Source organism: Pseudoxanthomonas sp. CF385, assembly GCF_900104255.1.
Classification (GTDB): Bacteria; Pseudomonadota; Gammaproteobacteria; order Xanthomonadales; family Xanthomonadaceae; genus Pseudoxanthomonas_A.
This window is the reverse complement of record NZ_FNKZ01000001.1, coordinates 1,516,817-1,529,968: the sequence shown is the minus strand read 5'-3', so window position 1 is coordinate 1,529,968 and position 13,152 is coordinate 1,516,817. Positions and strand designations below refer to the sequence as shown.

Sequence of the window (13,152 nt, the reverse complement as noted above, 5' to 3'; positions counted from 1 at the left end):
CCCACGATGCGCCGAATCCTCGTCCTTTCCATCGCGCTTGCCCTGCAGGCCGCGACCGCCACCGTCGCCGCGCAATCGGCGAAACCCGCGACCGACGCCATTCCCTCGCAGTCGCTCGACAGCGCGCTCAACGCACTGTCGCGCCAGACCGGCCTGCAGTTCGTCTACCACGCACAGGCCGGCAATCCGCGCACGCGCGCCATTCCGGCGGGCCTCTCCTCCGACCAGGCGCTCGCGCAACTGCTCGACGGCACCGGCCTGCGCTACCGCTACCTCAATGCCGGCACCGTGACGATCGAACCCGACACGGCCCACCCGCCGGCGACGCCCGCACCGGCGCCCGCCCCCGCGACGCCGGCCACCGCGCCGACCGCCGCGGCCGAAGCGCCGCAGGCGCAGGCGCAGGAGCTGGAGAGCATCGAGGTGGTCGGCAGCTACAGCCGCAGCCTGGAACAGGCCGTCGACATCAAGCGCTACACCGTGGGCTTCTCCGACTCCATCGTCGCCACCGACGTGGCCGACTTTCCCGAGCAGAACCTGGCCGAAGCGCTGCAGCGCATGCCGGGCGTGACCATCGAGCGCAACAAGGGCATGGGCAGCAAGGTCAACGTGCGCGGCCTGCCCTCCGAGTACACCCACGTGTCGATCAACGACCTGGCCACCGCCTCCGGCAGCGGCGGCCGCGACGTGGAGTTCGACCTGTTCGCCTCGGAGATCATCCAGCAGGTGACCGTGCAGAAATCGCCGACGGCGGCCGACGAAGAAGGCGGCATCGCCGGTTCGGTGAAGATCTCCACCGCGCGTCCGTTCGACTACACCGGCCGCAAGCTGGTGGCTTCGGCCGAGGGCGCGCACAACTCGATCTCCGAAGAGACCGACCCGAAGTTCGCCCTCCTCGCCAGCGACACCTGGGGCGACTGGGGCGCGCTGGTGTCGTTCTCGCACGCCGAGCGCACCAACCGCACCGATTCCACCTCCGGCATCAACTTCCGCCCGATGTCGCGCTTCCTCGGCGTCTCCGGCACGCGCGGCTCGCAGGCCGAGGCGGTGATCGAACGCGACACCGGCTGGGTGATCAACAACCGCGCCAACACCGCCGAGAGCAACCTGATCGTGTTCCAGGACAAGGTGGGCGACCGCGTCTACCTCAACGACCAGGAGAAGTGGGGCGCCACCGCCTCGCTGCAGTACAAGCCCAGCAATACCTTCAGCCTGACCTTCGACGCGATGCTCGGCGGCTACGACACCACCGAGGACGAGTACGACGCCGCGGCCTACTCGGCCTCCAGCCGCAGCACGCTGGAAACGATCCACGAATACGACGACACTACCCTGTCCGAGTACGGCATGCTGGTGCTGCGCGATGTCTCCTACACCGCCACCCAGCACGAGTTCCTCAGCAAGGAACGCATCAACGAGACCGACTACGCGCAATACAGCCTGGCCCTGGACTGGAAGAACGATGTCTGGGCGGTGGATGCGATGGCCGGCTACTCCGGCGCCGAGAAGACCCTGGACTATTCCAACCTGAAGCACGTGGCCTACGCGCCCTCGCGCACGCGCTGGACCGGCCGCAGCGGCGAGACGATTCCCAGCACCAGTTCCGCCGGCTTCGACATGTACGCCTCGCCGTCGCGCTACCTGTTCGAAGCGTACGAGACCACGCTGGAGAAGATCAGCGACGACAAGTACGCCGCGCAGGTCAACGTGACCCGCACCCTGGACCTGCCCTTCCTGCCGGCGCTGCACAACATCCAGTTCGGCGGCCGCTACACCGACAAGTCCAAGGAACGGAACTACGGCGAGCTCAAGATCACCGGGCCCGGGCCAGGCGACACCTCCTGGGTCAACACGCGCACGCTGGCCGACAGCCCGCTGGAATGGATCGGCGACATCGTCCCCGGCGGCGCCTACACGGTGAAGGACATCGACTGGCAGCAGGTCTCCAACGACTTCGCCCGCGGCTACTTCCGCTATCCCGGCTTCCGCACCCCGTTCGACGACGCGCAGTACTACCGCGTGGATGAAGAAGTCACCAGCCTGTACGCGATGGCCAACCTCGGCTTCAACCTCGGCCGCGTACCGGTGACGGTGAACGCCGGCGCCCGCTACGTCGATACGCAGGTGGTGTCGTTCGGCTATCACCCGGTGCAGAACCCCGACGGCTCCACCGGCTACACTGACACGCCGGTGTCCAAGGACGGCGGCTACACCGATGTGCTGCCCAGCCTGAACCTCACCGCCGAACTCGCCGACGGCCTGTTGTTGCGTGCCGCCGCCTCCGAGACGCTGATCCGTCCGGCGCTCACCGACGTGGCCTACAAGCGCACCGCCAGCTGGAGCTCGTTCCGCTTCACCGACGGCAACCCGGACCTGAAGCCCACCTACGCCAAACAGTGGGAAGTCGGCCTGGAGAAATACCTGTCCAACGGCGGCCTGCTGGCGGCGTCGTACTTCCGCAAGCGCATCGATGGCGTGGTGGTGAACGCGCTCACCGGCGTGGTCGAGGATGTGGCCGTCTACAACGCCAACGGCACGCTCAACGGCTACTACGACTTCGACGTCTACCAGCCGGTGAACGCGAAGGGTTCGTACGACGTGGACGGCATCGAACTGATCGCCAACCTGCCGCTGCGCACCTTCCACGAGGCGCTGGACGGCTTCGGCATCAACGCCAATTTCACGATGCTGGACAGCTCGCTGGCCGGTGAGTCCGACCTGGGCATCCGCACGCCGATGCCGGGCCTGGCCGAGCAGACCTGGAACTTCACCGCGTACTACGAGAACGCGCGCTTCGACGCCCGCGTGTCGTACAACCACAAGGACGAGTACGTGGAGTCGATCGGCTACAACATGTATCCGATCTGGCGCGATGCCTATGGCCAGCTCGACGTGTCGATCGGCTACCGCATCAGCGACCACCTCAAGCTCAGCCTGAAGGGCATCAACCTGACGGACGAGGCGACCAGCGGCTACACGATGGATCCGTCGTTCCCGACCATGTACGAGAAGTCGGGCCGCCGCATCAGCCTGGGCCTGCGCGCCGACTTCTGAGCCCCTGCGCGCCGCGGCCGATGCCGCGGCGCGCCACTTCTTCTGCGATCCGCCGCGCCCGCGGCGGCATCGCCGTGCCTTGCGAGGTTATCGATGCGTCCCTTCCTGCTGCTGGCCGTGCTGGCCGCGCCCCTGTCCGCCTGCGCGGCCGACCACGATCGCGCCTGGCAAGCCGGCGACCACCATGTGCACAGCGAGTGGAGCGTGGACTGGGACCGCTCCACCACCCCGCCCACGCCGGTGCCAGGCGGCGATTCGCCGTACACGCGCAGCCGTAACGCACGGCAGGCGCTGCACTACGGCCTCACCTGGATGGTCCACACTGACCACGGCGGCCCCGGCCATTCGGCGGTGACCCGCGACCGGGCGTGGCCCGCGCTGGAACAGGCGCGCCGCGACGTGCCCGCACTGATCCAGTTCAACGGCATGGAGTTCGACGTGCCCGCCGCGGAGCACGCCTCGCTGATCATCGCGCCCAGTGCGCGCGAGCGCGACGAACTGGTCGAGATCGAGCGCCGTTTCAGCCGCAACGAACGCGTGGACGGCGTGCAGCGCGACGACCTGCAGACCATGCTCGACGCGCTGGCGCACATGCGCGCCCTGCCCGCGCCGCCGCTGATGTTCGTCAACCATCCCTCGCGCACCGCCACCGGCGTGGGCCGGTGGGGCGACGTGGAGCCCGCCGAGCTGCGCGCCTGGCACGACACCGCACCGCGCGTGCTGGTCGGCATGGAGGGCGCGCCCGGCCACCAGGCGATCCGCAGCGAGCGCGGCCTGTACCGCAATGCCTCCGCGCCCACGTTCGGCGGGTTCGACCAGATGACCACCCAGGTCGGCGGCGTGTGGGATGCGTTGCTGGCCGAGGGCCGGCGCTTCTGGATCACCGCGACCTCGGATTCGCACCACAACCTGCGCGATGGCGGCCGCGATTACGACCCGGGCGAATACAGCAAGACCTACGTGTGGGCGCGCCGCGATGCGCACGACATCCTCGACGGCCTGCGCCACGGCCGCATGTTCGCGGTCACCGGCGACCTGATCGACACGCTGGAGCTGACCGTGCGCGCCGCCGACGGCAGCACGCCCGCCGCCACCCTCGGCGAAACCCTGGTGCTGCCGGCCGGCGCCACGATGCACATCGAACTGAAGGTGCGCCAGCCCACCACGCCGAACGCGCACGGCCAGCGTCCCGCGCTGGCGCAGTTGGAGCTGATCGTCGGCCATGCCGGCACCGGCGACGCCCCGCGCATGCAGACACGCCGCTGGAGCGCCGGCACGTGGCGGCGCGAAGGCGCCTGGCATGTCGTGCGCTGGGACCTGCCGGTACCGGCAGGCGGCGGATTCGTGCGCGCGCGCGGCAGCAGCACTCAGGAGCCCACGCCGCTGGCCGATGTGCGCGGCGAGGATCCGTGGCGCGATCTCGGGTTCTATACCAATCCGGTCTTCGTCGACGCCGCGCCGGTGCGCTAGGCGTGGCGCGCCCGCTTCCTTACGGCACTGCGGCGCCGATGCGGCCAGCGCGCCGACGGACGGCGCCGCGCTGCGCGCGAACCTGAAGGCGCGGCAACCCCGCCGGGCGCACGGACGCGCTGACAGGTCGCACGGACGACGGGACAGGTACGCACGCGGACGAGCGCGAAGAATGCGCACTCCCCCGAGACCCCTGGACTCCGCATGTCATCCGCTGCCCTCGCCCGTACGTCCCACCCGCCTTCCTCCGTCGATTTCGATGCGCTCAAGGCGCGCCAGCAGGCCACCTGGGCCAGCGGCGATTTCGCCGTCGTCGGCACCACCCTGCAGATCGTCGGCGAATCGCTGGCCGAAGCCGCCGACGTGCGCGCCGGCGAGAAGGTGCTCGACGTCGCCGCCGGCAACGGCAACGCCACGCTGGCCGCCGCGCGCCGCTTCGCCCGGGTCACCTCCACCGACTACGTGCCTGCGCTGCTCGACAAGGGCGCGGCGCGCGCGCAGGCCGAAGGACTCGACGTGCGTTTCGAGGTCGCCGACGCCGAAGCACTGCCGTATGCCGATGCGGGCTTCGACGTGGTGCTGTCCACGTTCGGCGCGATGTTCGCGCCCGACCATGCGCGCGTCGCGCGCGAGCTGCTGCGGGTGACGCGTGCCGGCGGCCGCATCGGTCTGGCGAACTGGACGCCGCAGGGCTTCATCGGCGAACTGTTCCAGGTGATCGGCCGCCAATTGCCGCCACCGGCGGGCGTGGCCTCGCCCGCGCTGTGGGGGACGGAGGCGCACATCACGCGCCTGTTCGGCGGCCATGCGCGCGAGATCCGCTGCACGCGCCGCGTCTTCAACTTCCGCTACGCGTCGATCGCGCATTTCATGCATGTGTTCCGCACGTACTACGGCCCCACGCACCAGGCATTCGAAGCGTTGGACAAGGACGGTCGGCAGGTGCTGGATGCGGCGATGACGGAGCTGCTCAAGCGCTGGAACATCGGCGGCCACCGCTCGCTGGTGGTGCCCTCGGAATACCTGGAAATCGTGATCGCGCGCGCATGACGCGCGCCGCCGCAGCGGACGCACGAGTCAAGACAGCGGATGTTCACGCCCCCGTGTGATCGACGGCGCAGTTTGCGGCGCCGTGTGCGCCTGCGTTGACGCGGCGTTCGCAAACCCCACGCGACACTGCAGGCGTGGTCGGTGCCGCGCTCCGCGGCCAACCGGATCCAGGTGAACAGCCACGGCGACCACAAGGACACCGTTGTGCGAAGCCCTAGCTTCGTCCAGCTCGGCTGCATTGCGTCCCCGTCGATAGGATCGCTGGCGCGGTGTCCTCTTTCTTCCCTGCGATGCAGGTCGCCCTCTTCTCCCCCGCGTGGGAGAAGAGGGCGTTCGCATGGAGGGACGCAACGCGCTGCGTGCGTCAGGCGCAGGTCGTGTCGTCGTCGAACGTCGCGGCGCAGCGGCGCGCATCGGCATCCCACCCCGTTCCCTGCAGGGCGAGCAGCGATGCCGGCGCGGTCGCCGCGCCCACTGCCATCACCGCCACGGCCAGCAGGCCGGCGGTGGACAGCGGGGCGATGCCGGGCGTGCAGCCTTCGCAGGCGCGGCGGGCGCGCAGCACGCGGCGGCGCCCGGCGTCGGGCGAGCGGCGCTTCATACGTTCGGCGGCGGCGACAGGCGGACGCGCGGCAACGGTTCGGCCAGCGAGGCCAACGATTGCAGCTGGCAGAAGGTGGCGTCGTAGGCGGCCACTTCTTCCTGGTACTGGCAGAGGGCGCGGAAGGGATTGCGGGCGGAGAGCGCCTGCGCGGTGGCGCGCAGCTGGTCGCCGTCGGGATGGGTCTGGACCAGGGCCGCCACCCATACGGTGAGGGCTTCCAGCTGGCCGGTGGTGCGCGCGTCGCTGGTTTCCAGGCGATCGAGCAGGTTGTGCAGGTGGGTTTGCGAGTACAGCAACATGGGGCATGGCATCCGGTGCGTGATCACCGCGGCCTGGCCCCTGTTCCAGCGCGTCGGTTTTCCTCTCTCACGGGCCGTGCCCCGGCATCCGGCCACCGTTGGGCGGCCGGAGTCAGGCACCGTTGGGGAAGTCGTGACTTCCGGCCTACACCGTAGGCCTGCGCGTCATCCGCGCAGGTTCACCTCGGCCACCTTGTCGTCGTAGTCCTCCTTGGGGTCCACGCCGAACAGCAGTTTCATGCCGGCCCACAGGCTGTGCTCGTTGAGCCAGATCTCGGCGTGCTCGGGGTCGAAGCGCAGCAGGGCGAGCTTGGGGTCGTCCTTGCCCTCTTCGTACCAGGCGGCGACGAAGGGGTTCCACAGGCGGTCGATCACCGCGCGGTCGTCATCGCGCACCAGCGCGCCCTGCAGGCTGGCGAACAGGTCGTGACCCATCGAGGCGAACGTGGCGATGGCGCGCTGCGGCGTGGTCGCCCGCTGGGCGAGCAGGTTGTCGGTCGCGGTGAAGATCCACAGCGGCCCGCGGCCTTCGTGTTCGAGCAGCGCGGTCATCGGACGGGTGTGGCCGTCCTCGGCGCCTTCCAGGCCGAGCATCAGGGTGCGGTCGGACTTCAGCGCCTTCCAGAGTTTCTTCTCGAGTTCTTCGGGGGTGTGCATGGGTGCGTGCCTCGTCGGTGGATGGCGCCACCGTAGGCGCGTGCCTGTGGCGCGGATGTCAACGCGGCGTGGAATCGTCAGTCCACGGTCATGTTTGTCGCGCGCGCGTCACGGGCAACCGCACTGGCGGGTGAACATGCGGGTGCGTCTTTCACCTGGGATTCGCAACGGCGCGCGCAAGGTGACCCCGCGATACCCACCTAAGGAGAAGCGCATGAACACCTCACGTCTCGTGCTGTCGCTGGGCCTGCTGTCGGTGATGTCGGCGGCCGCCGCGCAGTCGTCCTACTACGGCCCGGAAGATGAGGGTCGCCGCTTCAGCGACGGCAGCAAGGTCGAATGCCGCAACGTGGAAGTGCAGAAGAACACCCGCGACCCGAACCGCGTGGCCGGCACGGCGATCGGTGCGGTGGTCGGTGGCCTGCTGGGCAACCAGGTCGGCAGCGGCAACGGCAAGAAGGTCGCCACCGTGGGCGGCGCCGTGGCCGGCGGTGCGATCGGCCGCAAGGTCCAGGGCAACAGCCAGGAAAGCAAGGGCGACCGCATCGTCGAGCGCCGCTGCGAGCGCGTGTACCGCTAACGCACCTGCTCCCCGGGACAGGTGCCCCAGGCGCCTGCGGCGACGAGGCCGCAGGCGCCTTTCTTTTGCCCGATTCAGACCGGTGTCGACCGCGATCGCGTGCGCACACGGCACGCCCCCATCAGCGCCCTCACATCGCGACGTGTCGCGCCCCGTCCCCGCCGCGATCCGCCTGCATGGGAAGCGTCATGACGAAGGTCGTGCGCCCCTCTTCCACCTCCGCTGCGACCACACCGCCGTGCGCGCGGGCGATCTCGCGCACGATGAACAAGCCCAGGCCCAGGCTGGAGTGTTCGCCCTTGTTGGCGGTCGTCGAGCCGCGCCGCAAGGGATCGAACAAGGTGTTGAGCGCGTCCGCCGACAGCGGTGCGCCCGCATTGCTCACCGCGATGCGCACCTGCTCGGCGTCGCCGCTCAGCGAGACGCGGATCTCCGTCGCCGGTTCGCCGTACTTCGCGGCATTGGTCACCAGGTTGTGCACGGCCTCGCGGACGCGGGTGTCGTCGGCGTGCGCATGCGTCGCGCCTTGCGCATGGAAGGCGATCCGCGCGTCCGGCAGGGTCGACCGCAGCAGGTCGACCTCCTCGGCCACGGCCGCGGACAGGTCGCAGGCCGCGCATTGCAGCGTCATGCCCGCGCCCAGCGTGCTCTTGCTGTAGTCCAGCAATCCGTCCACGAGGCGACTCAGCTGCAGCCCACCGTTGAGGATGCGCTCGGCGGGCCGCGCGTGCGGTGTGTCCTTGGTGCTCTCCGTCAGCATTTCCGCGGTGCCCACGACGGCGGTAAGCGGCCCGCGCAGGTCGTGGCCGAGCGCGCCGAGGAACACGTTGCGCCACGATTCCACGGTGCGGGAGAACTCCACCAGCGATTCGGCCACCGCCTGGTCGATGGCTTCGTTGAAGCGGATCATGTCGTCGACGGCGTCGGCGACCAGCGCTTCGTCGGCCGCCCACAGGCGCAGCACCGAGGCGCGCAAGGCGCGGTACTCGGCGATCATCTGGTTGACGCCGAAGCCATCGTCGGCGCGGCTGCGGCCGTGGCTGCTGGCGGCCGATTCCGGCCCGGTGTGCACCGGTGCGCGACCCAGCGACTTCGCACGCTGCTGCGCCGGGCTCTGCGGCGTGCGCAGATCCTTCACGATCTCCTGCAGGATGTGCGGGATGTCGTTGCGCAGGCGCTTCATGTTGAGCTTCGCGCCGCTCGGCGCCTGGGTGAGCGCGAATTCCACGGCGTCGTCGAGGATCCGTTGCGTATGGGCTTCAATGAAGTCGGCAAGTCGCATAGGCATTTCCTGGCATTGGCATGGTGTCGTGATGGCGGTATCGATCGGTTCCCCCTGGGCGTGTGTACGGTCGCGCGTCAATCGGCAAGGCTGCGGGGATCACGGGGATCGTCGATGTGCGGCGGCGTCTCCGGCGGGTCGGGACCCACGGGTACGTCGTCCGGATCGGCCGGATCGCGCGGCATCGGCGGCGTGTCCGGATCCTCGGGGCGATACGGATCGCTGGGCGTCCCCGGCGTGCTCGGTTTGCCGGGTTCGGACGGCGTGCCGGGCGTGCTCGGCTTGCCGGGCTCGGTCGGTCTGCCGGGCGGCGTCGGCTCGGCAGGTCCGGGCGTGCCGTGCGCGGCGGCGCGCATGTCCGAACGCGTGTGTCCGGCCAGATCGGGGGCCACGGGCGTGGCGCCTGGATAGGTGGAAGCCATGGCGGAGTCCTCGCTTGCGAGCGTCCAGCGTGGCGGCCGCAATGTTCGAGATGCGTGATGGACACGCCCCGGTTTTCAGCCTCCGGTCACGCTGCGCGGCGCTCAGCACGACTGCACGCTGAACGCGTCGACGCCGCGCGCACGATCTCTTTACGGACCGCGATCCAGCATCGGCGCATGCTCTGCCAAGAACGTATCGACGCGCGTCTCAACGACGCCGAACACCTGGTCCGCTCGGGCGCCGACATCGGCGATCCGCAGGCGTTCCTGCGTGGCCTGTGGACGCAGGTCTACGATTGCGCGCCGATGCATCTGCGCTCGAGCGTGCTGCGCCGCCTGCATGCGCTGTCGCGCCACCTCGGGGTGAGCTACGTGCACGGCGACGGCGACGGCGACGGCGACGGCGACGCGCACTGAGCCTTCGCCCACGCAGGCAGCGGCCGTGCTTACGCCCTCGGGCACATGCGGGTCAGCGCGGATTCGATGTCCTGCCTGCGGTACGGCTTGGCCAGCACCTGCGCATCGGCGAACCGCTCAGGCAGCCCCTGCGGGCCGTAGCCGGTGGTGAACAGAAACGGCACGCCGCGCGCGTGCAGCGCGTCGGCGACGGGGAACGATGGCGTGCCCGCCAGGTTGATGTCGATGACGGCCACGTCGATCTGCGCATCGGCGAGATCGGTCAGCGCCTGATCCACCGATCCGGCGCTGCCGGCCACGTCGTAGCCCAGCGTGGGCAGCAGGTCTTCCAGCAGCATCACCAGCAGGGATTCGTCTTCGACGATGAAGACACGCGGGCTGCGCTCGGGCGGGCTCATGCGGCCACCTCCAGGTCGGGCATGGGGGCGGTGATCCGGCAGCGGACGCCGGCGCGGTCGAAATCGAGCGCGACTTCGCCGCCCAGGTCGCGGCCCAGGCCGCGTTCGATCAGGCGCGAACCGAAGCCCCGGTGCGCGGGGGCGGTGACCGGCGGGCCGTCCCGTTCTTCCCACGACAGCACCAGGATGCGGCGGCCCTGCGCGGTTTCGGCATGCCAGTGGATGCGCACCCTCCCCTGCCGCGCGGACAGCGCGCCGTACTTCATCGCGTTGGTGCACAGCTCGTGCAATGCCATCGACAGGGCCAGCGCACGCTGCGGGTCCAACTGCATATCCGGGCCGTCGATGTCGAAGCGGTCGTCCGCGTCCAGCAGGCAGGGGGCGATGGCCGTGCGCACGAGGTCCTGCAGCGGTGCGTGGTCCCACTGCTGGCGGGTCAGCACGTCGTGTGCCAACGCCAGCGCGTGCAGGCGCGATTCGAAGCGGTCGCAGGCCAGGTCGATGTCGTCCGCGCCACGCAGGGTCTGCAGGGCGAGCGACTGGACGATGGCCAAGGTGTTCTTCACCCGGTGGTTGAGTTCGTTCAGCAGCAAGCGCTGGTGTTCTTCGTGCTGCTTGGGCGCGGTGATGTCGGTGGCGGCGCCGAACCATTCGGTCACCTCGCCGCCGATGGGGCGGATCGGCACGGCGCGCGAGGACACCCACGCCCAGCTGCCGTCCTCGCTGCGCAGGCGGTGTTCGGCGTTGAAGGTGGTCTGGGTGGCGCGTGCGCGGGTGATGGCCTCGGCCACCCGGTCGCGGTCGTCGGGGTGGACCAGCACGTCCAGCCAGTCGGGGGTCAGCGAGCCGTGGCGCCCGAACAGCAGGTTGCCGCCGACGATATCCACTTCGCTCCAGTCGTGGTTGGTGCGGTAGACCAGGTCGGAGGTGGCGTCGACCATGGCGGCCAGGCGTTCTTCGCTCTTGCGGCGGGCTTCTTCGTGCTGTTTGCGCTCGGTGACGTCGCGGGTGGTGCCGGCGACGGCTTCCACGTCGCCACTGGGGCCGATCACCGGGACCAGCAGGTAGTCGTAGATGCGGCGGCCGTTGGTGCCGTTGAAGGGGACGTCGCCGCGCACGGGGGCACGGGTGGCGACGACCTGGTCGATCTCGCGGCCGTGCAGGGCGGCGTGCCAGGGTTCGTAGCCGAGTTCGAGGCAGGTCTTGCCGATGGCTTCGTCCCAGGTCTTGCCCCACATCGCCAGCAGTGCGGCATTGGCGTAGGTGAAGCGGTGCTGCAGGTCCCACATGTAGACCAGATCGGGCGTGGTGCGCAGCAGGGTTTCGTACAGACGGACGCGCTGCTCTGCGGGGGCGTGCGCGCCTGCCATCAAGGAGCGGTCCATGAAAGCGGGGAATCTGATGGCGATGGGCCACCTTATCGCCCGCCTACGTGCGCCACCTGTGAAACATGGCAGGGGTGGGCGTTGCAGCCCGGCTGCGGTTCAGAAACGCCGTCAGCAATGAGAAGGCCCCGTGATGCGGGGCCTTCTGTGCAAGCGAGAGGCGGACTCAGCCGTTACCGCCGCCTGGTGCGCTTGCCGCGCTGCGTCGACTGAAGCGCGAGGCCAGCTCGCGGCGAGCCTCATCCACACCTTTGTCTCTTCCCGCAACCTTGATGACGCCGTAGACCTCGAGCGAAGCGGCCATCAGGTCACTGCCGAGGGCGAGTTCGGTGTCGGCCGCACGTTGCATGAGATGGGCGAGCCGTGCGGCGCGCGGACGCAGCGCTTCGAGGGCCAGGTGATCGTGACGGAAGGCGTCGAAATCGAAGTCGCGCGGCATCAGACCGGCATGCTGTTGGGCAACGGCCAGTGCGCTGGTGCAGAACGCACGCGACTTGGAGCCCATCTTCACCAGTTCCTGGCGCTCGGCGATGGTGAGGGCGATCAGGAGGTCGAGGTCGGCTTCGAGGGCGGTCAGTGAGCCGTCGATACGTTCCAGGCGGTCGGCCTCGAACGTCATGCTGATGCGGTTCTGGGTCATGTGATTGCGTCCTTTCAGGTTGTACCGGCCGGGATCGGCCGGCACGGGCAGCCTACTGCCGCCCGCCCGCGTTGCGACGCCCTACCCTGCTATTGGAGTAGTTCTCACACTGCCCCGCGCGATTGCACCAAAAAGGGGGGCGCGACACCGAAAAACATCCAGCGTTGGATGTAAAAGAGGGAACGTTGGATGTTTGTGTGAGAAGAAACACCGAAAAACATGCAACGTTGGACCTTAGTGTGAGAAGAAACATCGAAAAACATCCAACGTTGGATCTTTGTGTGAGAAGAAACACCGAAAAAGAGGGAACGTTGGACCTTAGTGAGAGAAGAGACACTGAAAAACATCCAGCGTTGGATGTTTGTGTGAGGAGAAACACCAGGAAAGGGGCAGCGAGGGGGTTTGCGTGAGGAGAGGAATGGAGAACTGACGACGAGCACACATGAAAGCGCTTCGTTGTTCGTCATTCCGCGAAGGACTCCAGCGCCTTCCAGATCGAAGGCTGCCGGACGGCGTCCCTCAATCCCTCAACTTCAACGTCGGGTTCTCATCGATCGTGCCGTCTTCCCGCACCACCACGTAGCGGTCGCCGGCGCGGTTGAACAGCACCGGGATGGGGATCTTGAAGAGCGGGCGGCGGACGAACTTCAGGTGCCAGTGGAAGGTTTCCATGGTCTGGATGGTGGCCTGCTGCTCCGGCGTGAGGCCGGCCAACAGCGTGGCGTCGTCCATCTTGTTGGCGCCGGTGCGGCGCTCCGGGGCGCGGGGGGCGGCGCCGGGGGCGTCCGGCGGAGGGGTGTCGCCTGGGCGGTGCGGATCCGACATCCGGTGGGGGGCTCCTGATGGCGTCGAACGGGAACGGGCCTGCCGCCGGAGCGGCAGGTGCCCACCTTG

The 13,152-nt window shown here is 68.8% G+C and carries 13 protein-coding genes and 2 pseudogenes; 5 read left to right on the top strand and 10 right to left on the bottom strand.

The window, feature by feature from the left end:
• Positions 1 to 6 precede the first annotated feature (6 nt).
• From BLT45_RS06960 to BLT45_RS06950, 3 genes are all read left to right on the top strand, one after another.
• Positions 7 to 3,054, top strand: a complete 3,048-nt coding sequence (locus tag BLT45_RS06960) for a TonB-dependent receptor (RefSeq protein WP_093296773.1) — start codon at positions 7 to 9, stop codon at positions 3,052 to 3,054.
• Between the two features lie 93 nt (positions 3,055 to 3,147).
• Positions 3,148 to 4,524, top strand: a complete 1,377-nt coding sequence (locus BLT45_RS06955; protein ID WP_175455749.1) for a CehA/McbA family metallohydrolase domain-containing protein — start codon at positions 3,148 to 3,150, stop codon at positions 4,522 to 4,524.
• 204 nt (positions 4,525 to 4,728) lie between these two features.
• Positions 4,729 to 5,574, top strand: coding sequence for a class I SAM-dependent methyltransferase (locus tag BLT45_RS06950; RefSeq protein WP_093296771.1), 846 nt, complete (start codon positions 4,729 to 4,731; stop codon positions 5,572 to 5,574).
• Positions 5,575 to 5,938: 364 nt separating this feature from the next.
• Here BLT45_RS06950 and BLT45_RS06945 read toward each other — a convergent pair whose 3' ends face one another.
• The 3 genes from BLT45_RS06945 to BLT45_RS06935 all read right to left on the bottom strand — a co-directional run bounded on the left by BLT45_RS06945 (position 5,939) and on the right by BLT45_RS06935 (position 7,134).
• Entirely contained in the window at positions 5,939 to 6,175 is a 237-nt protein-coding gene (locus BLT45_RS06945) for a hypothetical protein (protein WP_093296769.1), read from the bottom strand.
• The gene (locus tag BLT45_RS06940; RefSeq protein WP_093296767.1) at positions 6,172 to 6,477 is read right to left on the bottom strand and encodes a hypothetical protein; all 306 of its coding nucleotides are present in this window, start codon (positions 6,475 to 6,477) and stop codon (positions 6,172 to 6,174) included. The genes BLT45_RS06945 and BLT45_RS06940 overlap by 4 nt, the downstream gene beginning before the upstream one ends.
• A gap of 165 nt (positions 6,478 to 6,642) precedes the next feature.
• The gene (locus BLT45_RS06935) at positions 6,643 to 7,134 is read right to left on the bottom strand and encodes a pyridoxamine 5'-phosphate oxidase family protein (protein WP_093296765.1); all 492 of its coding nucleotides are present in this window, start codon (positions 7,132 to 7,134) and stop codon (positions 6,643 to 6,645) included.
• A 214-nt stretch (positions 7,135 to 7,348) separates the two neighbouring features.
• Between BLT45_RS06935 and BLT45_RS06930 the strand changes: the two genes are divergently transcribed.
• The gene (locus tag BLT45_RS06930) at positions 7,349 to 7,714 is read left to right on the top strand and encodes a glycine zipper 2TM domain-containing protein (RefSeq protein WP_093296763.1); all 366 of its coding nucleotides are present in this window, start codon (positions 7,349 to 7,351) and stop codon (positions 7,712 to 7,714) included.
• A 130-nt stretch (positions 7,715 to 7,844) separates the two neighbouring features.
• On the opposite strand, the gene BLT45_RS06925 is transcribed toward BLT45_RS06930, so the two are convergent.
• Together BLT45_RS06925 and BLT45_RS06920 are read right to left on the bottom strand one after the other, a co-directional pair.
• Positions 7,845 to 8,996: a sensor histidine kinase gene (locus BLT45_RS06925; RefSeq protein ID WP_093296761.1), complete on the bottom strand. Its 1,152-nt coding sequence runs from the start codon at positions 8,994 to 8,996 to the stop codon at positions 7,845 to 7,847.
• A 77-nt stretch (positions 8,997 to 9,073) separates the two neighbouring features.
• On the bottom strand, positions 9,074 to 9,418 hold the full coding sequence (locus BLT45_RS06920) for a hypothetical protein (protein WP_139187954.1): 345 nt from the start codon (positions 9,416 to 9,418) through the stop codon (positions 9,074 to 9,076).
• A 177-nt stretch (positions 9,419 to 9,595) separates the two neighbouring features.
• Between BLT45_RS06920 and BLT45_RS06915 the strand changes: the two genes are divergently transcribed.
• Positions 9,596 to 9,835 carry a hypothetical protein gene (locus BLT45_RS06915; protein WP_093296757.1) on the top strand — a complete coding sequence of 80 codons (240 nt, stop codon included), beginning with the start codon at positions 9,596 to 9,598 and terminating at the stop codon, positions 9,833 to 9,835.
• Between the two features lie 29 nt (positions 9,836 to 9,864).
• Here the strand turns inward: BLT45_RS06915 and BLT45_RS06910 are convergent, their stop codons facing one another.
• The 5 genes and pseudogenes from BLT45_RS06910 to BLT45_RS06895 all read right to left on the bottom strand — a co-directional run bounded on the left by BLT45_RS06910 (position 9,865) and on the right by BLT45_RS06895 (position 13,083).
• Positions 9,865 to 10,233, bottom strand: coding sequence for a response regulator (locus BLT45_RS06910; RefSeq protein WP_093296755.1), 369 nt, complete (start codon positions 10,231 to 10,233; stop codon positions 9,865 to 9,867).
• Positions 10,230 to 11,051 (bottom strand): annotated as a pseudogene (locus BLT45_RS06905) (HWE histidine kinase domain-containing protein); the annotation flags it as partial. The pseudogene BLT45_RS06905 and the gene BLT45_RS06910, both read right to left, overlap by 4 nt.
• A 159-nt stretch (positions 11,052 to 11,210) precedes the next feature.
• Positions 11,211 to 11,603: pseudogene (locus tag BLT45_RS18480) on the bottom strand (PAS domain-containing protein); the annotation flags it as partial.
• A gap of 181 nt (positions 11,604 to 11,784) precedes the next feature.
• Positions 11,785 to 12,258 carry a hypothetical protein gene (locus BLT45_RS06900; RefSeq protein WP_254771802.1) on the bottom strand — a complete coding sequence of 158 codons (474 nt, stop codon included), beginning with the start codon at positions 12,256 to 12,258 and terminating at the stop codon, positions 11,785 to 11,787.
• 519 nt (positions 12,259 to 12,777) lie between these two features.
• On the bottom strand, positions 12,778 to 13,083 hold the full coding sequence (locus BLT45_RS06895) for a hypothetical protein (RefSeq protein ID WP_254771801.1): 306 nt from the start codon (positions 13,081 to 13,083) through the stop codon (positions 12,778 to 12,780).
• Between the last annotated feature and the right edge of the window lie 69 nt (positions 13,084 to 13,152).